Here is an 18,851-nt window from a genome sequence, read left to right as displayed (position 1 = left end):
CCGGGGCGGACGGAGTCAGCTGGTGCGGCCCTTGGCGTCGAAGCCGGGGGTCTGGGGATTTCCCCCAGGAAGACGCAGCATGCGGTCGAGCACCGTGTCCGCCGTCGGCCCGTGCACCTCGTCGACGATGCGTCCGTCGGCCAGGAAGACCACCCGGTCCGCGTAGGCGGCGGCGACCGGGTCGTGGGTCACCATCACGACCGTCTGCTTCAGCTCCCGCACCGAGTTGCGCAGGAAGCCCAGCACCTCGGCGCCGGAACGGGAGTCGAGGTTCCCGGTCGGCTCGTCACCGAAGATGATCTCCGGGCGGGAGGCCAGCGCGCGGGCCACGGCGACGCGCTGCTGCTGGCCGCCGGAGAGCTGGGAGGGACGGTGGCCGAGCCGGCCGGACAGACCGACCATCTCGATCACCGAGTCCAGCCACTGCTTGTCCGGCTTGCGGCCCGCGATGTCCATCGGAAGGGTGATGTTCTCCAGCGCGGTGAGCGTCGGCAGCAGGTTGAACGCCTGGAAGATGAAACCGATCTTGTCCCGGCGCAGCTTGGTCAGCTGCTTGTCCTTCAGCGAGCCCAGCTCGGTGTCGCCGATGCGCACCGAACCGGAGGAGAAGGTGTCCAGTCCGGCGACGCAGTGCATCAGCGTCGACTTGCCGGAGCCGGAGGGGCCCATGATCGCGGTGAACTCGGCCTGCCGGAAGTCGACGGAGACCCGGTCCAGGGCGACCACCCGGGTCTCACCGTGGCCGTAGATCTTGGAAAGCTCCGTGGCGCGCGCGGCCACGGTGGTGGCCCGGCCGGCGGGGGGTGCGGTGGTCACGGGAAGGGTTCTCCTGTCGGTACGACGGCTGCTCGGGGACGTCATCCATCGTTCCGCCCGCCCGGCGCCGCGGAGTCAGCCGCTGTTCCGGTTTCCGGGGGCGACCGTGGTCGGACGGCGCGGACCGGTGTCATACCTGCGGATGACGGGCGACCCCGACGTGAGAACGGGGCGGGTGCCCTGGCCGGGACGGTGAAATCCCGTCAATCCGCGTACGCGGGGGAGCGCGGCGCGCAAGGCTGCTGGCAAGTGCTGATGGCCTGCCCAGGCACCTGATGACCCTTCAGGCGCCAATAAAATAAGACAACATCGGGCTGCCCGGCCTCTACAGGGCAGGGACGTCCCGATAGGGTCGAGGCACTCGAAGCGGAGCCCATGGCCTGCCCGGATGGTGGAATGCAGACACGGCGAGCTTAAACCTCGCTGCCCCTTCGCGGGCGTGCCGGTTCAAGTCCGGCTCCGGGCACTCACCGCGCTCCCGCGTCCCGCCTCGGCGACGAGGCCGTGGACGCCGGCACTCCTCCGCGCGGCGGAAGCTCAGCGGGAGCACGCGCGCGTCACGCGCCGCCGTCACCCGCCGCCGTCACCCGCTTCCCGTCGTCTGAGCCGGCCGAGCCGCGGACCGCGGACATCCCTCTGTGCGTTGCCGGCCTCCCGGGTGCCGGCCTGTCCCGCTGCCGCCTTCCCGCCCGCCCCGGGCCCGTCCGGCGGGCACTGCAGCAACCTGACCGCCCCCTGCACCAACATGTCACCGATCTCTGTGGAGTGTGACCGTCGGCGCTGAGAAAGTCTTCGTGAGAGGGAAATCGAGGGGGAACAGTGAAGAAGAATTTCCATTCGCTCGTCGTCGGCTCCATCGCCCGTGTGGGCGTGGTCGCCGGTACCGCCCTGCTGATCGGCGGATCGCCCATGGCGGCCGGCAGTGCCTTCGCCGAGGACCGGGCGCCGGTCGTCCCGCATTCTGCGGAGATGAACGGCGAGCGGATTCCCGGGGAAATCCGGCAGATGATCGAGGACATTCGGGAGCACCTTCCCGAGCTCCCCGGTCCCGTCTCCGGAATCCCCGGTCCCGTCACCGGCCCCCCCGGCCCCGTCAACGGCTGGCAGTGACCGGTCGGTCGGCTCTCCGAGGTCTGCGAGGGATTGTGGGCAACAACCGTGCGGCGACCTTCAAGCCGCGAGATCTGGACGAGGTGCCGTCGGTGGACGCGCTGCTCGTCGAACTGGGAACCGGACCGTTCGTCAGGGACTCCCTGACGGCACCGGTCGGGCGCAACGACTCCTGGGCGGGCACCACCGCCGGCGGGCGCAAGGTCTTCGTCAAACACCTGGTCGGCCCCGCTGCCGATGTCCGGGCGCGCATGCGGCGCCTGCTGTCCTTCGAGTCCTTCGCCGAGACCCTGCCCACGGCCGCGCTGCGCGGCCCGGCCTTCCTGGGCGCGGACGAGGAGGCGGCCCTGGTCGCCTACGACCTCGTCGAGGACGCGCGCAGCGGTGCGGAGCTGATGATCGACGAAAGTTTCGGGACCGGACTCGCCGAGCGCGTCGGGCGGGCCATCGGGCTGCTCCACGAGGCGCCGGCCGGCAGCTCCCCCGCGCTCGACGAGTCCCGGCCGCCCCATCCGCCGGAGGGTTTCCTGCGGGGACTGCCGCTGCCGGTCTTCGAGTCGCTGAGCTTCGCCGAGCTCCAGGGCTGGCGGCTGATGCAGACCGACGAGGGCCTGGTCAGGGCCATCGGGGAGCTGCGTGCCAGGGAGCGGGAGGCGCCCCGGGTGCCGTCCCACTGCGACCTGCGGGTCGACCAGTTCCTGGTGCGGGACGAGGACTTCCTGGTGACGGACTGGGAGGAGTTCAGGCTGGCGGACCCGGCCCGTGACGTGGGCGCCTTCGCCGGCGAGTGGCTGCACCGCTCGGTACTGGACATCGTCACCACCCGTGGCGACGTGGCCTTCCAGGACGTCGAACTGACGCACGAGACCGTCCTCGGTCGCGGCGTGGAGAAGATGCAGCGGCTGCTGCCCCTGGTGACCGCCTTCTGGCGCGGCTACCGGCAGGCGCGTCCCACGGTGGACGGGCAACTGGCCACGAGGGCCACCGCGTACGCCGGCTGGCACATGCTCGACCGGCTGATGGCGGGCGCGTCCCGGACATCGAGGCTCTCCGGCATCGAACGGGCGGCGGCAGGCATCGGCCGGGCCGCGCTCATCGACCCCGAGAGGTTCGTGACCACGCTCGGCTTCACGGACCTCGCCGAAGAAGCCGAAGAACACGAGGTGGCCGCATGATCCAGGCACCGGAACAGGTCGTTCCCGGCACACTGCCCGCCCGGCTGCGGGAAGCGCTCGGGCAGGTGACCGTCGCCGACGGCGGCACCCGGGCGCAGGTGGCCGGCCGGGAGGTCACGGCGGACAGCCCGCGCGAGATGCGCCGGCTGCTGGCCGAGGCGCTGTACGACATCCTGCACGCGGGACAGTTCGTGGAGAAGGGGAAGCTGTCCTTCCGGCTGCGGGACGAGGCCTTCGAACGCGTCCTCGGCGCGGCGGTGCCGCACGAGCGGAGCGTCGCCCGCGCACGGCTGCACGTCCCCCCGCAGGACGACGGCCCCGACGCACGCGCCCTGGTCGAACGAGACGGTGTGCGGGTGTGGGTGCCGGCGCACGCCATCCGCACGGACGGCGGACTCACGGCGGGGCAGGTCGTGACCCTCGGCGTCCCCGCACGCCGGCCCGCTCTGTCGCCCGGGTTCTTCGTGGTGGACGGTTCGCTGCCGCGCAGCCCCCACCGGGAGGTGCTGCGCGTGTACGTCCACGTCACACGATGGCAGGACGCCGCCGGGGTGTGGGCTCGCGCCCTCGGTCGCCTCGAGGAGCGCGGGGTCGCGTACCGCTCGAAGATCCTGTCCGCCAAGGCGCTGTACCCCCGGCGCGACGCACTGGTCGTGTACCTCGGACAGGAGTCGTGGCCCGAGGTGCCGGCTCTCGCCGAGGCGCTGTCGGGGACACCCGGCGTCGGGAGCGAGACGTCCGTCTTCACCGAGACCGTGGCGCCCGGCGTCGCCGTGGCCCGGGAACCGGAGGACGACCGTCCCGGTATGTCCGGCCTGAGCTTCGGCCAGCACCGTGCCACCGCCCTGGCCCGCGCCCTGCTCGACGGCGCGGCCGGTGCGGTCGGCCTGGAGCGCGCCGTCGTGGCGCGCTTCACCGAGGCGGGCATCGACCCGGCCCGCCCGGCGCACAACAGCGCCCCGTCCGAACGTCCCGCAGTGCCGTCCGGCCTACGGGTTCCAGGTTCCGTGCCCGCCTGACCAGGCACGCACGGACGTCGACAAGGAGAGATTCATGGACAAGTCCATGGCCATCATGGAGCTCGTCTCGCACTACGACGCCTACGCGGACGTCGACGAGCTGAACATCACGGCGGCGGCCGACGCCCCCGCCACGACCCCGGTCTGCGCGGCCAGTGTCGCCAGCTCCAGCTGGTGTGCCGCGTCGGCGAGCGCGGTCAGCGGTGCCACTTACGAACTGACCTGCTGACCCGCCCCTTGAGCCTGCCGGTGACCGCCGGCGGTACACAAGGAGGAATCCCGTGGAGAAGACCACCGCGATCATGGAGCTGATGGCCGGTTACGAGGCCTACAGCGACGCTCGTGAGCTGAACGTGACGGCCGCTGCCGAGGCGCCCGCCACTTCGCCCGCCTGCATCGCCAGTGCCACCGCCAGCTTCGTCGCCAGCCAGTTCTCGGCCAAGACGATCTCCGGCGGCTGCTGAACCGAGGAACCCTCCGCATTCCGTCGCCTTTCCGTCCGCGGGACACCCTTGTCGAAAAAAGGGTGCCGAATCAACGGAAAACATGCCGAACGCATGGGTGGCGGAATACCGAAGGAACCGCTTCGAAGCGGTTCCGAAGAAAAAGAGAAACGCAAAACAAAAGGGAGAGATTCATGGACAAGTCCATGGCCATCATGGAGCTCGTCTCGCACTACGACGCCTACGCGGACGTCGACGAGCTGAACATCACGGCGGCGGCCGACGCCCCCGCCACGACCCCGGTCTGCGCGGCCAGTGTCGCCAGCTCCAGCTGGTGTGCCGCGTCGGCGAGCGCGGTCAGCGGTGCCACCTACGAACTGACCTGCTGACCCGCCCCTGAACCTGCCGGCACGGGCCGGCAGCGCTCCTTCACGGAGCACATGAAGAGAGGGAAATCCCATGGAGAAGACCACCGCGATCATGGAGCTGATGGCCGGTTACGAGGCCTACAGCGACGCTCGTGAGCTGAACGTGACGGCCGCTGCCGAGGCGCCCGCCACTTCGCCCGCCTGCATCGCCAGTGCCACCGCCAGCTTCGTCGCCAGCCAGTTCTCGGCCAGGACGATCTCCGGCGGCTGCTGATCGTGGCTCGCCGGCCGGCCGGCCACGGAACGTCCGCGTCACCGTGTCCGGCCGCCCGGCGGTCTTCACCTCCCGGCCCTCCCCTCTCGGGGCCGGGGAACAACCCCGTTCACCCGCGCACCAGATGGGAACCGACCGATGGCGCACCAACAGGACAGCGGAGATCTGCTGGAGATGGCGGACCTCCTCACCCCCGCCGCGATCCGGGCCGCCGCCACCCTGCGTCTCGCGGACCGTCTCGACGGCCCGGCCGACGTGGTGAAGCTGGCGGAGATCACCGGCACCCGTGCGGACCTGCTGGAACTGCTGCTGCGTCACCTCACGGACCGGGGTGTGCTGACCCTCGGCGACGACGGCACCCACACCGTCACCGAACTCGGCGCCCGGCTCCGCTCGGACCACCCGGAGAGCCTGCGCGCCCACCTGGCGCAGGACGGCCTGTACGGAAGGGCCGAACTGGCCCTGGTCGACCTCACGCACACGCTGCGCACCGGAGAGCCGGCCCACGCGGCGGTCTTCGGACGCGGCTACTGGGAGACCGTCAACGAGGACCCCGCCTTCGTCGAGGCGCTGGAGCAGACCGAGGAACGGCCGCAGCTCGGCTGGGGTGCGGAGCTCATCTTCGACAGCTACGACTGGCGGCAGGTCCGGCGGGTGGTCGACGTCGGCGGTCACAGCGGCGCCGTCCTCATGGAACTGCTGCGCCGGCAGCCCGGCCTGCACGGCACACTGGTCGACCTCAAGAACGTGGCCGAGGTCGCCGGCCGGCGGTTCGCCGCCGCCGGTCTGGCGGACCGCGCCCGGGCCGTGGTCGGCAGCTTCTTCGATCCGCTGCCCACGGGCGGCGACGTCTACCTGCTGTCGGCCATCCTCGCCGACTGGTCGGACGAGCGGGCGGTCGCGATCCTGCGCCGCTGCGCCGAGGCGGCGGGACCGGCCGGCAAGGTCCTCGTCGCCGAGGTGAACCTCCAGGTGCCGCGGGACGCCCCCGGCTCGGCGGCCCTGGAACTGTGGCTGCGGGCCACGATGCCCGCCCCCGTCCGCACCGTCGGGCAGGTGAAGGCCCTCGCCGAGGCCGCGGGCCTGCGCCCCACGTGGGAGGGCCCCGTCACCCCCGTACGCTCCCTCCTCGAGTTCACGCCGTGCTGAGCTTCGACGACGTACGCAAGAGTTTCGGCGGCCGGCGCGTCCTGGACGGCCTGACCTTCGACGTGCGGCCCGGCGAGCTGTTCGGGTTCTGCGGAGCCAACGGCGCCGGCAAGACGACCGCCATGCGCATCGCGCTCGGGGTGGTGCGCGCCGACCGGGGGGCGGTGCGCTGGAACGGCGCCGAGGCGGACGCCCACTCCCGCCGCCGCTTCGGCTACATGCCCGAGGAGCGCGGCCTGTACGCCAAGATGACCCCCCTCGACCAGCTCGTGTACCTCGCACGGCTGAGCGGCGTCCGGCCCCGCGAGGCCAAGCGCCGCGCCGCCGAGTGGATCGACCGCCTCGGGGTGGAGGCCGGTCCCAGGGCCCCGCTCGAGAAGCTGTCCCTCGGCAACCAGCAGAAGGTCCAGCTCATCGCGGCGCTCATCCACGACCCGGCCGTCCTGGTCCTGGACGAGCCCTTCTCGGGGCTCGATCCGGTCGCCGTGGACGCCATGGCCGACGTGCTGCTGGAGCGCGCCCGTGAGGGCGTGCCGGTCGTCTTCTCCAGCCACCAGCTGGAACTGGTGGAGCGCCTGTGCGACCGCGTCGGCATCCTGTGCGGCGGCCGTCTGGTGGCCGAGGGCACCGTGCAGGAGCTGCGCCGCGCCGCCGGCCGGGGGCGGGTGCTGATGTCGGTGCGCGACGTGACACCGACGTGGGCGAGGAGCCTGACCGGGGCGCGGGTGCTGGCCGAGGAGGACGGGCTGACCAGCCTGGAGCTGGAGTCCGACCGGGCGGCGCAGGAAGCCCTGGCCGCGGCGCAGGCAGCCGGGCGCGTGGAGTTCTTCGGCCGGCGGGAAGCGGGCCTCGTGGACATCTTCAGGGAAGCGGTGGAGGCATGAACCGGCGTGCCGACCTGGAACTGGTGCGCGTCGTCGCCGCCCGTGAGATCGCGCGGCAACTGCGCAACAAGGCCTTCTGGGCGTCGGTGATCGTGACCGCCGCGATGATGGCCCTCTCGTTCGCCCTGACCGGCGTACTGAAAGGCGACGGCGACGGTCCGCCCTCCGTCGCCGTGGCGGGGGAGCGCGGCACGGTCGCCTCGGCGCTGCGCACCGACGTCACGGTGAAGGAGTACCCGGACACGGACGCCGCCCGCGCGGCGGTGCGCGACGGCACGGTGGACGCGGCGGTGCTGCCCGGCGGTGAGGTGCTGGTGCTGCGCGGGCTGGACGCGGATCTCGGGCGCGTGATCCGGCAGGCCGAGCAGACCGCCGCCCACGTCGAGCAGATGGCGGAACTCGGCGCGGGGCCCGGCCAGACCGCACGGGCGCTCACCCCGCCGGCCCTGCGGGTCAGCGCGATCGACGCGGACGCGGACGCGGAGCGGGAACGGACGATGACCGCCGGGATCGGTGTGCTCCTGCTGTTCGTCCTGATGCTGCTGTCCGGGCTGGGCATCGCCCAGGGCGTCGCGGAGGAGAAGTCCAGCCGCATCGTGGAGGTGCTGCTGGCCAAGGCCCGCGCCTGGCATCTGCTGACCGGCAAGATCGTCGGCCTGGGCGCCGCGGCCCTGGTGCAGATCCTGCTGATGGCGATCGCGACCCTGGGGGCCGCGATCGGGTTCGGGGCGCTGACCGCGCCGCTCGGCGCCATCGGCACCGCCGCCAACCTGCTGCTGTGGTTCGCCCCGGGCTACGTCCTGTTCGTGACCCTCTACGCGGTGGCGGGCGCGCTGGTCTCCCGGCAGGAGGACGTCAACCACGTCATCGGGCCGGTGAACATGCTCCAGATGCTGAGCCTGGCCGGACCCGCCCTCGCGGCGCGCGGCGCCGAGGACGACACGGCGCTGACCGTCGTGTCCCTGGTGCCCGGCCTGTCCTGGGCCGCGATGCCCATGCGCATGGCCACCACCGACGTGCCCTGGTGGCAGGTGGGAACGGCGTTCGCGCTGATGCTGCTGGCGATCGTCGCCCTCGTCCGGTTCGGCGGCCGCGTCTACCGCGGCGGCCTGCTCCGGTACGGCGGGATCGTCAAGGTCGGAGAGGCGCTGCGCGGTGCGGCGCACTGAGAGCTCGGTACGGGAAGGTCGAGGAGGGGAGCCGGGTATGGGACACGTGGTCACCGGGCACGGGGACACACATGCCGAGGAGGCATGGCGGTTGCACGTCCTGCGGGAACTGGCCCGAGGCAAGGGGGTGCAGGTCGGCGTCATCGCCGTGCTCGCCCTGGCCTCCGCCGGAGCGACGCTGGCGCTCCCGATGGTGGTGGGCCGGCTGCTGGCCGTGATCCAGAACGGGGACAACCCGGTCTGGTGGGTGCTGGCCATGGTCGCGGCCGGCTTCGGCTCGGCCGCCGCCGGAGCACTGGCCACGTATCTGCTGAGCGGAATGGGACGGCGGCTGATCCTGCGGCTGCGCGTGCGCACCATGCGGCACGCCCTGGAACTGCGGCTGCGCGACGCCCAGGCGGAGGGCCCCGGCAACCTCGTCTCCCGCCTGACCGCCGACGCCGCCATGGTCAAGAACCTCATCGACATCGGGCCGATGCAGCTGCCGATGGCCGGCATCACCGTCGTGGGCACGCTCGTGATCATGGGGCTGCTCGACTGGGTCCTGCTGCTGATCACCGTCGCGGCGTTCCTGGTGGCGGTCGGGCTCATCACCCTCGTGGTCAGGGGACTGCGCCGCACCTACACGGCGGTCCAGGGTGAGGTCGGAGGGCTGGCGCAGCACTTCGTCGCCGCGCTCGGCGCGCTGACCATCATCAAGGCCTACCGCGCGGAGAGGACCACCGGCGACCGGCTCGCCGAGCGGGCCGGCCGGGTGGCCCAGCTGGAGGCCGTCGCGGCCCGCATGGAGTCGCTGATGGTGCCGATCATCACCCTCGGCCAGCAGGTGGCCCTGGTCAGCGTGGTGATCGGAGGCGGCAGCCGGATGATGCACGGTCACCTCAGCCTGGCCGACTTCGTCTCCTTCCTGCTCTACCTCCTCCAGCTCACCGCGCCGCTGATCATGGCGGCCTCGGGCGTGAGCGGTCTCCAGACGGGCCTGGTGGCCCGCAAGCGGTTCGAGGCCCTGTTCGCGCTGCCGACGGAGACCTCGGCCCGGGCCGCCACCGCCGCCGGGCCCCGGCCCCACCCGGTCCCCGGGCGGGCCGTGTCCGCGGCGCCGGCGGCCGTGCGCTTCGAGAACGTCGGTTTCGGCTACGGCGACCAGCCGGTCCTGCGGGACGTCGGCCTGACGGTCCCCGCCCACGGGCTCACCGCCCTGGTCGGCCTGTCGGGATCGGGCAAGACCACCGCGCTGGGCCTGATCGAGGGCTTCATGGAACCGGACAGCGGCCGCGTCGAGGTGCTGGGCCGGGACCTGGCCGACTGGCCGCTCACCGACCTGCGCGCCCGGATCGCCTACGTGGACCAGTCGTGCACGCTGCTCCAGGACACCGTCCGCGAGAACTTGCTGCTGGGGCACGAGCGGACGCCCACCGACGCGGAGCTCATGGCCGCGCTCGACCGCGTGGGTCTCGGGGAGGAGATCCGCCGCCTGCCGCAGGGCCTGGACACCGTCCTGGGCGGTGCGAGCGACCTCTCCGGCGGACAGCGCCAGCGGCTGGCGCTCGCGCGGGCCGTCCTGTCCGACGCCCCGCTGGTGCTGCTCGACGAGCCGTCGTCGCACCTGGACTCCATCAACGAGCAGAAGCTCCGGGACGTCGTGGACGCACTCGCCGCCGACCGCGCGGTCGTGGTCGTCGCCCACCGCATCTCCACCGTCCAGCACGCCGGCCACGTGATCGTGCTCGACGGCGGCCGGGTCGTCGACCAGGGGACCCACCTGGGCCTCCTCGACCGCTGCCCCGACTACGCCGACCTGGTGAGCGGACAGACCCTCAGCACCGCGTCCCGATGAGACCCATGACGACGACCCCGGCCGCCGGCCGGCGGCCAGACCGGCCAGGAGCGGCCCAGTGACTCAGCGATCCACGCCCACGTACTCGATCCTCATGCCCTTCGCCCCGCCGCGGCCGGAGATGATCCTGCCCTACGCGGCGCTCACCCAGTGGAGCGCCGCACACCGGCTGTGGCAGGGCCAGGCCATGCTCAACCAGCCGCACCAGGCGTTCGCCTACGCCGCCGCGGCCGGCTTCCGGGTGCCGACCGGGCTGGGCGTGACCCTCATGCCGTTCACCCACCCCTACGAGGCGGCGCTCCAGGCGCAGTCGGTGGCCGCGGCGACCGGCCACCCCGTGGTGGCCGGCTTCGGGCCGGGCGCGGCGGTGCTCCAGCGCAGCATGCGCGGCGCCCCCTACCGCAGCCCGCTGACCGCGTCGCGCGAGTACCTCACGGCGGTACGCGGCCTGCTGGCCGGCGAGTCCGTCGCCCAGGACGGCACCTACTTCACCTGCCACGGCAAGCTGCTGCCGGTGCCGCGTCCGCCCGTCGAGGTGGGACTCGGGGTGCTGCGCCCCGGGATGGCCCGGCTGGCCGGGGAGGTGGCCGACACGGCCATCACCTGGCTCACGCCCGCCGCCTACCTGCGCGACACCATCGTCCCCGCCCTGCGCGAGGGCGCCGAGGCCGCCGGGCGCGCGATCCCCCGGCTGGTGTCCGTTGTCCCGGTCGCCCTGGCCGCACCGGACCGGGACCCGGCCGCCCTCGCCCTCGCGAGCAACCTCGGCCACCTCCAGCTGCCGCACTACGTCGACATGCTGCGCCGCTCCGGCATCGACGCCGACACCGACGACCCCGCCGCCGGCGCCGCCGCCCTGGTCGCGGGGCGGGCCTTCCTGTACGGGGAGCCGAAGGTGCTCGCCGAGGAACTCGCCGCGTTCCACGAGGCGGGGGTCGACGAGATCGTCCTGAACGTGACGGGAGTGAACGCTGTCCACGGCGGCCAGAGCGCGCTGCGCGAACTGGAGCGGATCCTCTCGGAGGTGACCTCGTGAGCGGTCACCTCCGAGAGCCCGGACCGGCCGCACCGCCCCAGGCGCCCGGCACCGAGCCTCCCGCCCTGAACGTCGACCGGCTGCTGGTGGTCACCGCGGGCTCCGCGTTCGCGACCGGCATGCCGTACTGGGTGGACTGGCTGCGGCTGTCCTATCCCGGCCTCGAGATCAAGCTCGTCCTCACCCGGAGCGCCCGGCGCTTCGTCACCCGGCAGGCACTGGCCGGGCGGCTGCACCGGGTCGGCGAGGTGCTGTTCGACGAGTGGCCGGAGGACGAGGCGACGGCACGCCACGTCGAATGGGCCGAGTGGGCCCAGGCGGTGATGGTCTATCCCGCGACGTTCCACTTCACCGCGCGACTGGCACTGGGGCTGGCCGACTCCCCGGCCCTGCTCGCCTGCCACTGCACCCGGGCCCCCGTGGCGGTGGCCCCCGCGCTGCCTCCCGGCGGGCTGGAGAGCGCCGCCTTCCAGACCCACTGGGCGGCGCTGGCCGCCCGGCCGAACCTCGTCCTCGTACCTCCGCACCCCGGCATCAGCCTGACCACCGGTCGGGCCGAGGCGTGGGTGCCACCGCTGTTGCCGGAGGCCGTCAGCATGCTGGAACACCGCCGCGCCGAGCTGGAGGCGGGTCCGCCCGGACCGCCCGCGACCCCGGCCCAGTTCGCCGCCGACCTGGCCCGGTCATGAGCGGGCGGGAAGCGGTGTCCGTGACCGCGTCTGCCGCGTCCTCCGCGTCCGCCGCGTCCGAGGAGCTGGAGTACGGCACCGATCTGCTGCGCACCCGGGTCAGTGCCGTGCCCGGTGGGCACGAGTGGACCAGGACCACGGGACGCCTGGCGCCGGACCCCTTCCGGTCCGCCACCGGGCTCGGCGACCGGCTGGCCATGGCCGACGGCAGGGGAGCCGTCCGGCTGGCCGTGGGGCACGGCAGCCCGACGAGCCGCACGTACCGGATCGCGGGCGGGGAGTCGGTGGCGAACGGACTGCTGTCCTCCGGCCCGCTGCCCGAGCTGCGGGAACCGATGCGCGGACTCGGCCTGGCGCTGCGCCGGCTGCACGCCGGCGGCCCGCCGGCCCGGGGCACCGGCACGGGGCCGTGGCCCGGGCCGCCGCGCGGGCTTCTCCGCCTCGACACCTGGCTGGCGGGCCGGGCCCCGGTCGCCCGCGCCGCCTACGTGGGCGCCCAGCTGCGGGGCCGGCTGGGACCCGAGCGCTGGGGCCGGGTCACCGACTGGTGCCACCAGGTCCGCGAGGACCCCGACGTGACCCTGGTGCACGGCGCCCCCGGGCTCGGCTCCCTGATCGCCGGGGACGGCACCGGGTCCGCCGCCCTCCTGACGGGCGAGGACCTGGCCGTCGCTCCCTGGTACTTCGACCTCGGCTGGGTGCTGGGCGAACTGGTCGAACTGAGATGGCAGCTGGGCGGCGACCAGCAAGGCTGGCAGCTCCTGCTGGAGGCGCTCTTCGAGGGGTACGGCCGCGATGCCGGAGAGCAGTGGAACCGGCTCGCGGCGCTGCGCATCCTGCTGCACGTCCACGACATCGCGGCCTACGTCGGCTGGCACACCGCCGGGTTCGACCACTACGCCACGTTCCTGACGTTCCTGGTCGACCTGTGACCGTGCCTGCCCGCCCGACGGCGCACCCCACTCCCTTCGCACCGCACTCCTTCACGACCCACGGGAGACGCACGCCATGAACGCCAGTCGTCCGCAGCCGGGCCTGATCCGGTTCACCCTGCCGAACGGGCTCCGGACGGTGCTGGACTGCCGGTTTCCGCAGCCGAGGGTGGCCGTGGCCGTGCACTACGGCACCGGGTTCCGGTCCGAGCCGCCCGGCCGGGAGGGATTCGCCCACCTCTTCGAGCACCTGATGTTCCGTGGCAGCGCCAGCCTCCCCGAGGGACGCTTCTACGACCATGTGCACCGGTTCGGCGCCCACGCCAACGGCACCACGCACCAGGACTACACCGACTACTACCAGGTGGTCCCGGCGCAGGCGCTGGAGAAGGCCCTGTTCGCGGAGGCGGACCGGATGCGCGCGCCGCTCTTCACCGAGGCCGCACTGGCGGAGCAGCTCGTCGGTGTGGAGCAGGAGATCCGGCAGGCGGTGCACGACCGGCCCTACGGAGGCTTCCCCTGGCCGCTGATGCCCGGGGTGCTGTTCCGGCGCTTCGCCAACGCGCACGACGGGTACGGCGACCCCGAGCGGCTGCGCGCCACCACGGTGGCGGACTGCGCGGAGTTCTTCGCCGCCCACTACGCGCCCGGCAACGCCGTGCTCACCGTCGTCGGCGCGGCGGACCCCGGAGCGGTCCGCGCACTGGTGGAGCGGCACTTCGGGGAGATCGAGGCCCGCCCCCTGCCGCCGGAGCCCGTGCTCGCCGAGCCCCTCCCCGCGAAGGAGCGGTGGGCGGAGGGGACCGAGCCGGGATTCGCGGCTACCGCGCTGGCCGCCGGATACCGGCTGCCCGACCCGGGCACGGACCTGCCGGGCTACCTGGCGCACGCGGTACTGGCCCGGCTCACCGCCGAGCAGGGCCCGCCGGCAGCCGGCCTGCCCCCCGTCAGCACGAGCTGCGGCTTCTTCGGACCCCTGGACGCCAAGGACCCCGACGCGCTGGTGGTCACGGCGCTGCTGCGGTCCGGCACCGACCCGCGGGACGTGGTCACCGCTCTCGGCCGGCGATGGGCCGGCTGGGCGGACGGGCCTCCGGCGGACGCGGTGCGGCGGACGGCCGGGCTGATGGTGAGCGAGCATCACCGGCTGTACGCGGACCTGGAGGCCCGGTGCCGCGCCCTCGGCCGGCTGGAGATCCTCTTCGGCCGGGCCGAGCTCCTCGACCTGCTCCCCGAGCGTCTCGCCGCCGTCGGCCCCGCCGATGTCGCCCGCGCCGCCGGCGGACTGGCCGGCTCCGCCGCGTCGGTGCTGGTGCTGCGCCCCGGCACCGAGCGCACCCGGCCTCGGCGGCCGTTCGCGGACGGAGCCGGCCCCGCGGACACCGGGGACGGGAGCGGCGCCCGGCGGAACCCGGCCGGGGCCCTGCCCGCGGCCCGGCCGCCGGCGCCGTACGGCGTGCCGTTCTGGCCGGCGCAGCCGGACCCGCACGAGGTGACGTGGGAGAACGGAACGCGCGTGGTCGCTGTCGCCGACCGGCGGGCGCCCTGCGTGGAGGCGCGGCTGCGGCTGCCCCTGGGGCCGGCCGGCTGGGCGGACCCGGCGGGGACCGAGATCCTGCTGCGCGCCGCACTCGCCCGCATCCGCGCCACGGAGCGCGCGGCGGCCCTGGGCGCCACCCTGGGGGCGACCGTGGACGGGCAGTGGCTGGACGTCACGGGCTGCGCGCCCGCGCAGCGGCTTCCCGCCTGGCTGGCGCTGCTCGCCGAACTCGTCGCCCCGCACGCCGGACCCGCCGGCCCGGAGGCCGTGCCCGCCGTGCCACCGGCTGCCCGGCCGCCCGCGCAACGCCTCGTCGACGACGCCCTGCGCCGGCACTGGCTCGCACCGGACACGGTCGGCGAACTCCCCGGTCGTGCGCGGGGCGGGGACCGGCGGCCGCTCGGAGATCCGCGCGGCGGCGTCCTCGTCCTGCTCGGCGACCTGGACCCCGGGCAGGCGGTCGCCGCGGCGGCCGGCGCGCTCTCCGGCTGGCGGTCCGGCCGCCCGGCCCCCGCGGAACCCGAAGCCGTGCGGCGGCCGTCGGCGGGCGGACGGCTGCTGGTCCTGCGGGATCCGGCCGGACCCGAGGTGCATCTGACCCTGTGCGCACCCGAACGGCGGGCGCCGGACGGGCGCGCCGCGCAGACCGAGGCGGCCCGCTACCTGGCCACGGCGGTCTTCGGCGGCTACTTCGGCTCCCGGCTGGCCCGGCGCCTGCGCGCGGTGACCGGCGCGGGAGGCGAGGCCTACAGCGGGCGGGACATGATGCTCGGGACCCCGCGTGTCTTCGTACGGGCGCGGGTGGCGCCCGGTTCCGCCGAGGGGCTGCTCGCGCGGCTCCGCGAGGAACTGCGCCGGGCCGGGGAGGAGCCGTTCGCCGTGGCGGAGGTCGAGGCGGCGCGGGAGTTCTGCGCCGCGCAGGCGCTCGGCGCCTTCGACTCCCCGGCGGCGCAGGCCGACCTGCTGCGCCAGCTGACCGCCACGGGCCGGGACCCGGGGTGGCTGACCGCGCTTCCGCGCCTGCTCACCGAGGTCCCCGCGCAGGAGGTGGCCCGGGCCGGCCGCGAACTCTTCGCGGACGCCGCCATGGACACGGTGCTGCTCGGCGCCGTGGGGCCGGACCTGGCGCCGCTTCCGGCCGGCGCCTGAGGGGCCCGGGACGGAGGTACGGACCCGGTGTACTGCCGAGGGGTACACCGGGTCCGTACGTGATCGTCGATCCTAGGCCCTGACGTCACCCTTCCGCTCCGGGCACCGGCGGATCTCAGTGGGCGGCGGGGTCGGCGAGGGCGGCGATACGGCGCAGTTCCGCGAGGTGTCCGGCGAGCGCCTCCCGGCCCGCCTCGGTCAGGGCGAGCCAGGTGTGGGTGCGGGAGTTCACGGGGGCCTTGCGCACGGTCGCGTAGCCGGCCGTCTGCAACACCTTGACCTGCTTGCTCAGGACGGAGTCGCTGACCGCGAGGGCGTCACGGACGACGGAGAACTCCAGGGAGTCGACCGCCGCGAGCATGGCGCAGATCTGCAAGCGGTGCGCCGGGTGGATCACTTCGTCCAGACCGGGCACGGTCACGCCTGCCGCTGCAGGTCACGGCGCAGCGCCTCGTCGTTGCGCCTGGTGACGTACACGGTGAGGACGAGCGCCACGAGTCCGGCCACCGACATGGCGCCGGGCACGTCCGCGGCCAGCTTCAGGCTGAGGCCCAGGGCGCCGAGGGCGAGGAGGAGCACCAGGTACAGGCCGTTGAGGCCACGGGTGCCGGGGGCGGACACCGAGCGGTTGACCGAGATGCCGCGGGAGCGGGCGACGCTCAGGGTGAGCGCCGCGGGGAGGACGACGCCACCGGCGATGACACCCGAGGGCACCATGCTTCCGCCCATGTCGATCGACGCGAAAACGATGCCCACGCCGAGGCCCAGCCCGGCGTGGTACCACCAGGGCGCGGTGGCGCGGTCGGCGAGCGCGGCACGGGCGGAGGAGGCGCTGTCCAGGGCCGAGCGCGCGGCGGCGGGGTCTTCCGGGATGCTGTTTTCCATGGTGGAAAGTGTACCCCGACTTTCCATCATGGCAAGTGCTTTTCGCGTGTCCGGTCATCCGGTCCGGAAGGGTCCGGAAGGTGGTCAGACCCAGCCCCGTTCGCGGGCGAGCAGGGCCGCCTGCGGACGGCTCGCCGCCTCCAGCGACTGCAGGATGCTCGCCACGTAACGGCGGTAGGTGCGCACGGACACCCCCAGCTGCCGGGCGCCGATCTCGTCCTTGGCGCCGCGGCACATGGCTTCCAGGACCTGCTGCTCGACCTCCGGCAGCCGCTCCGGTTCGCCCTGGTCGCCGAGCGAGGCCAGTTCCGTACCGGTCGACCAGGTCCCCTCGAACAGCGCGACCATGTTGGCCACCAGCCCCGGTTCCTGGGCCACCAGGGCGCCGCGCGAGCTGTCCGCGGGATCGACCGGCGTCAGCGCGATGTGGCGGTCGTAGACGAGGACGCGGGTGGGTATCTCCTCCACCACGCGTATCTCCGCTCCCAGGGAGACCAGTTCACGCAGGTAGTCGGCGGTGAGGGGATCCTCCAGCGCCTGGGTGCGCACGATGTTCCTGATCCGCACGCCCCGCCTGATGCATCGCAGGTCCAGCGGCCGGGCGTGCTGGATGTTCTCGTGCGTCAGCTTCGTGTACGGCTCGGCCGACAGGATCTCCTCGCGGGCGAAGAAGGCGAGGGTGTCGATCTTGCTCCGGATGGTGTCCAGGTTGTCGAGCTTCTCCACGTCGGGCGCCTCGGCCGGCACCGAGTCCTGCTCGGCTCGGAAGGACGCGATCAGGTGCCGGGCCTGGGTGACGGCCCGCATCTCGTCGTGCAGCTGCCTCAGCCGCATGCCGGTCAGATTGTCCACGACCAGTTCGGGGACTCCCGGCAGCAGGCCGCCGTCGGCACCCTCCGTGACGACCGTCAGGGAGAGGAGACGTTCCAGCGCGCTCTCGATCTCGTGGAGCGGTGCGTGTACCGGTGGCTGGAGTTCGCTGGGTCTCGCACCCGGGTTTCTCAGGAGATGGCGGTAGAGCTGCTCCTCCAGCTCCGACAGCCCCAGGACCGACATCGAGCCGACAGACATGCGACATCCCCCTACGTCGTTTCAGCGATCGTGCCCGTACCCGTGGTCAGCGGGCCACACAGCGTGGCTGAAAGCGCGATCATAGGGGAATCGGCGACTCCGCGGCAGTCGCGGTTCCGCATCCTTCCTCCGCCCTTCGGCGCGGTGCGAAGCGGCCCGGAACCGTAGGCAGCGGAGCGCGGGAGGCCGGGACCGGCCTCGCCGGGGCCTGCACCGGCTTCCCGGTCGGGTGAACGCCGGGCGCGGTCCCCGGCAGTGAGGGGAATCGCCCCGGCCCGTAGCGTGTTGCGCGACAAGGCACGGGAAAGATCCTCCCCAAGCAGTAGGGTCAATCTTTTGCCGTTCCATTACTCTTGGACCAAGGCTGCGCAGTGTGGCCATGGAGGAGTGAAATGAGGAGCAGAAACCCGGTCTTCTCGCGACGGGGGTTCAGCCGCGACAACGGCTACGCGGGCTTCAACGCCGCGCCGCAGGCCGGGGGACCCGCCGTCGCCACGCAGGGCAACCCGTACGCGCAGGGCAATCCGTACGCCCAGCCCGCCGGCAACCCCTACGCGCAGAACCCGTACGCCCAGCAGGACCAGCAGTACGGCACGCCGCCGCAGGCACCGGCGACCACCGGCCGGATGACGATCGACGACGTCGTCGTCCGCACCGGTTCCACGCTCGGTGTCCTCATCGTCACCGCCGCGCTCGCCTGGGCGCTGCTGCCGGTCGACGACGCCAACATCGGCCGTTCCTACGGCATCGGTATCGGCGCCGCGCTGATCGGCATGGTGCTGGCGTTCGTCCAGTCCTTCAAGCGCAAGGCCTCGCCCGCGCTGATCCTCACCTACGCGGCGTTCGAGGGCGTGTTCCTCGGCGTCGTCTCCAGCGTCGTCGACAACCGCATCGCGGACGGCGCGGCCATGCAGGCCGTGATCGGCACGATGGCGGTCTTCGCCGGTGTGCTGATCGCCTACAAGGCCGGCTGGATCCGGGTCAACCGCCGCTTCTACGGCTTCGTGATGGCGGCCACGCTCGGCTTCGTCCTCCTGATGATGGTGAACCTGCTGTTCGCCGTCTTCGGCGGCGGTGACGGCCTCGGCTTCCGCAGCGGCGCCCTCGGTGTCGTCTTCGGCGTCGTCGGCATCATCCTCGGCGCCTGCTTCCTCGCCCTCGACTTCAAGCAGGTCGAGGACGGCATCGCCTACGGTGCCCCGCGCGAGGAGGCCTGGTTCGCCGCCTTCGGCCTCACGCTGACGCTGGTGTGGCTGTACCTGGAGTTCCTGCGGCTGATCGCGATCCTGAACAGCAGCGACTGAC

At 73.1% G+C, this 18,851-nt stretch carries 20 protein-coding genes and 1 tRNA gene; 17 read left to right on the top strand and 4 right to left on the bottom strand.

Annotation, left to right across the window (positions count from 1 at the left end; all coding sequences use genetic code 11):
- Positions 1 to 15: 15 nt before the first annotated feature.
- Positions 16 to 816, bottom strand: a complete 801-nt coding sequence (locus ACFYOJ_RS04590; RefSeq protein WP_356554406.1) for an ABC transporter ATP-binding protein — start codon at positions 814 to 816, stop codon at positions 16 to 18.
- Between the two features lie 382 nt (positions 817 to 1,198).
- On the opposite strand from ACFYOJ_RS04590, the gene ACFYOJ_RS04585 reads away from it, so the two are divergent.
- From ACFYOJ_RS04585 to ACFYOJ_RS04510, 16 genes are all read left to right on the top strand, one after another.
- A tRNA-Leu gene (locus ACFYOJ_RS04585) sits at positions 1,199 to 1,282 on the top strand.
- Between the two features lie 353 nt (positions 1,283 to 1,635).
- Positions 1,636 to 1,926: a hypothetical protein gene (locus tag ACFYOJ_RS04580; RefSeq protein WP_356554405.1), complete on the top strand. Its 291-nt coding sequence runs from the start codon at positions 1,636 to 1,638 to the stop codon at positions 1,924 to 1,926.
- Between the two features lie 35 nt (positions 1,927 to 1,961).
- Complete coding sequence (gene lxmK / locus ACFYOJ_RS04575; RefSeq protein ID WP_356554403.1) at positions 1,962 to 3,101, top strand: class V lanthionine synthetase subunit LxmK; 1,140 nt, start codon at positions 1,962 to 1,964, stop codon at positions 3,099 to 3,101.
- Positions 3,098 to 4,120 carry a T3SS effector HopA1 family protein gene (locus ACFYOJ_RS04570; protein WP_356554402.1) on the top strand — a complete coding sequence of 341 codons (1,023 nt, stop codon included), beginning with the start codon at positions 3,098 to 3,100 and terminating at the stop codon, positions 4,118 to 4,120. Before lxmK ends, ACFYOJ_RS04570 begins: the two co-directional genes overlap by 4 nt.
- A 34-nt stretch (positions 4,121 to 4,154) precedes the next feature.
- Positions 4,155 to 4,349 carry an LxmA leader domain family RiPP gene (locus tag ACFYOJ_RS04565; protein ID WP_239766123.1) on the top strand — a complete coding sequence of 65 codons (195 nt, stop codon included), beginning with the start codon at positions 4,155 to 4,157 and terminating at the stop codon, positions 4,347 to 4,349.
- A gap of 52 nt (positions 4,350 to 4,401) precedes the next feature.
- Positions 4,402 to 4,584 (top strand): LxmA leader domain family RiPP, encoded by a 183-nt coding sequence (locus tag ACFYOJ_RS04560; protein WP_356554400.1) that lies wholly within the window; start codon positions 4,402 to 4,404, stop codon positions 4,582 to 4,584.
- Between the two features lie 173 nt (positions 4,585 to 4,757).
- Complete coding sequence (locus tag ACFYOJ_RS04555; protein WP_239766123.1) at positions 4,758 to 4,952, top strand: LxmA leader domain family RiPP; 195 nt, start codon at positions 4,758 to 4,760, stop codon at positions 4,950 to 4,952.
- Positions 4,953 to 5,022: 70 nt separating this feature from the next.
- Positions 5,023 to 5,205: an LxmA leader domain family RiPP gene (locus tag ACFYOJ_RS04550; protein WP_356554398.1), complete on the top strand. Its 183-nt coding sequence runs from the start codon at positions 5,023 to 5,025 to the stop codon at positions 5,203 to 5,205.
- 138 nt (positions 5,206 to 5,343) lie between these two features.
- Positions 5,344 to 6,354 carry a methyltransferase gene (locus ACFYOJ_RS04545; RefSeq protein WP_356554396.1) on the top strand — a complete coding sequence of 337 codons (1,011 nt, stop codon included), beginning with the start codon at positions 5,344 to 5,346 and terminating at the stop codon, positions 6,352 to 6,354.
- Positions 6,348 to 7,238 carry an ATP-binding cassette domain-containing protein gene (locus ACFYOJ_RS04540; RefSeq protein ID WP_356554394.1) on the top strand — a complete coding sequence of 297 codons (891 nt, stop codon included), beginning with the start codon at positions 6,348 to 6,350 and terminating at the stop codon, positions 7,236 to 7,238. The genes ACFYOJ_RS04545 and ACFYOJ_RS04540 overlap by 7 nt, the downstream gene beginning before the upstream one ends.
- Positions 7,235 to 8,407, top strand: a complete 1,173-nt coding sequence (locus ACFYOJ_RS04535; protein WP_356554392.1) for an ABC transporter permease — start codon at positions 7,235 to 7,237, stop codon at positions 8,405 to 8,407. Before ACFYOJ_RS04540 ends, ACFYOJ_RS04535 begins: the two co-directional genes overlap by 4 nt.
- A 37-nt stretch (positions 8,408 to 8,444) precedes the next feature.
- Complete coding sequence (locus ACFYOJ_RS04530) at positions 8,445 to 10,244, top strand: ABC transporter ATP-binding protein (RefSeq protein ID WP_356554391.1); 1,800 nt, start codon at positions 8,445 to 8,447, stop codon at positions 10,242 to 10,244.
- A gap of 94 nt (positions 10,245 to 10,338) precedes the next feature.
- The gene (locus tag ACFYOJ_RS04525; RefSeq protein ID WP_356554555.1) at positions 10,339 to 11,280 is read left to right on the top strand and encodes an LLM class flavin-dependent oxidoreductase; all 942 of its coding nucleotides are present in this window, start codon (positions 10,339 to 10,341) and stop codon (positions 11,278 to 11,280) included.
- A complete protein-coding gene (locus ACFYOJ_RS04520; RefSeq protein ID WP_356554389.1) occupies positions 11,277 to 11,969 on the top strand; it encodes a flavoprotein in 693 nt (230 codons plus the stop codon). Before ACFYOJ_RS04525 ends, ACFYOJ_RS04520 begins: the two co-directional genes overlap by 4 nt.
- Positions 11,970 to 11,989: 20 nt before the next feature.
- Complete coding sequence (locus tag ACFYOJ_RS04515; RefSeq protein WP_356554387.1) at positions 11,990 to 12,901, top strand: hypothetical protein; 912 nt, start codon at positions 11,990 to 11,992, stop codon at positions 12,899 to 12,901.
- Positions 12,902 to 12,977: 76 nt separating this feature from the next.
- Positions 12,978 to 15,590, top strand: coding sequence for an insulinase family protein (locus tag ACFYOJ_RS04510; protein WP_356554385.1), 2,613 nt, complete (start codon positions 12,978 to 12,980; stop codon positions 15,588 to 15,590).
- Between the two features lie 115 nt (positions 15,591 to 15,705).
- Here the strand turns inward: ACFYOJ_RS04510 and ACFYOJ_RS04505 are convergent, their stop codons facing one another.
- From ACFYOJ_RS04505 to ACFYOJ_RS04495, 3 genes are all read right to left on the bottom strand, one after another.
- Positions 15,706 to 16,005 carry a transcriptional regulator gene (locus tag ACFYOJ_RS04505; protein ID WP_356554383.1) on the bottom strand — a complete coding sequence of 100 codons (300 nt, stop codon included), beginning with the start codon at positions 16,003 to 16,005 and terminating at the stop codon, positions 15,706 to 15,708.
- 2 nt (positions 16,006 to 16,007) lie between these two features.
- Positions 16,008 to 16,475, bottom strand: coding sequence for a hypothetical protein (locus tag ACFYOJ_RS04500; RefSeq protein WP_356554382.1), 468 nt, complete (start codon positions 16,473 to 16,475; stop codon positions 16,008 to 16,010).
- A gap of 84 nt (positions 16,476 to 16,559) precedes the next feature.
- Entirely contained in the window at positions 16,560 to 17,546 is a 987-nt protein-coding gene (locus tag ACFYOJ_RS04495; RefSeq protein WP_356554380.1) for a LuxR C-terminal-related transcriptional regulator, read from the bottom strand.
- Between the two features lie 392 nt (positions 17,547 to 17,938).
- On the opposite strand from ACFYOJ_RS04495, the gene ACFYOJ_RS04490 reads away from it, so the two are divergent.
- Positions 17,939 to 18,850 (top strand): Bax inhibitor-1/YccA family protein, encoded by a 912-nt coding sequence (locus tag ACFYOJ_RS04490; RefSeq protein ID WP_356554379.1) that lies wholly within the window; start codon positions 17,939 to 17,941, stop codon positions 18,848 to 18,850.
- Position 18,851: the final 1 nt, after the last annotated feature.

Origin of the sequence: Streptomyces sp. NPDC006384, from assembly GCF_042870695.1 — a bacterium.
Classification (GTDB): Bacteria; Actinomycetota; Actinomycetes; order Streptomycetales; family Streptomycetaceae; genus Streptomyces.
This window is presented reverse-complemented; position numbering and strand designations above follow the sequence as displayed.

What these genes read in the sequence shown, in the direction of transcription:
- ACFYOJ_RS04525 (WP_356554555.1), top strand. Translation starts at nt 10,339, where the DNA reads ATGCCCTTCGCCCCGCCGCGGCCGGAGATGATCCTGCCCTACGCGGCG.
- ACFYOJ_RS04570 (WP_356554402.1), top strand. Translation starts at nt 3,098, where the DNA reads ATGATCCAGGCACCGGAACAGGTCGTTCCCGGCACACTGCCCGCCCGG.
- ACFYOJ_RS04490 (WP_356554379.1), top strand. Translation starts at nt 17,939, where the DNA reads ATGAGGAGCAGAAACCCGGTCTTCTCGCGACGGGGGTTCAGCCGCGAC.
- ACFYOJ_RS04555 (WP_239766123.1), top strand. Translation starts at nt 4,758, where the DNA reads ATGGACAAGTCCATGGCCATCATGGAGCTCGTCTCGCACTACGACGCC.
- ACFYOJ_RS04565 (WP_239766123.1), top strand. Translation starts at nt 4,155, where the DNA reads ATGGACAAGTCCATGGCCATCATGGAGCTCGTCTCGCACTACGACGCC.
- ACFYOJ_RS04545 (WP_356554396.1), top strand. Translation starts at nt 5,344, where the DNA reads ATGGCGCACCAACAGGACAGCGGAGATCTGCTGGAGATGGCGGACCTC.
- ACFYOJ_RS04510 (WP_356554385.1), top strand. Translation starts at nt 12,978, where the DNA reads ATGAACGCCAGTCGTCCGCAGCCGGGCCTGATCCGGTTCACCCTGCCG.
- ACFYOJ_RS04495 (WP_356554380.1), bottom strand. Translation starts at nt 17,546, where the DNA reads ATGTCTGTCGGCTCGATGTCGGTCCTGGGGCTGTCGGAGCTGGAGGAG.
- ACFYOJ_RS04535 (WP_356554392.1), top strand. Translation starts at nt 7,235, where the DNA reads ATGAACCGGCGTGCCGACCTGGAACTGGTGCGCGTCGTCGCCGCCCGT.
- ACFYOJ_RS04530 (WP_356554391.1), top strand. Translation starts at nt 8,445, where the DNA reads ATGGGACACGTGGTCACCGGGCACGGGGACACACATGCCGAGGAGGCA.
- ACFYOJ_RS04500 (WP_356554382.1), bottom strand. Translation starts at nt 16,475, where the DNA reads ATGGAAAACAGCATCCCGGAAGACCCCGCCGCCGCGCGCTCGGCCCTG.
- ACFYOJ_RS04550 (WP_356554398.1), top strand. Translation starts at nt 5,023, where the DNA reads ATGGAGAAGACCACCGCGATCATGGAGCTGATGGCCGGTTACGAGGCC.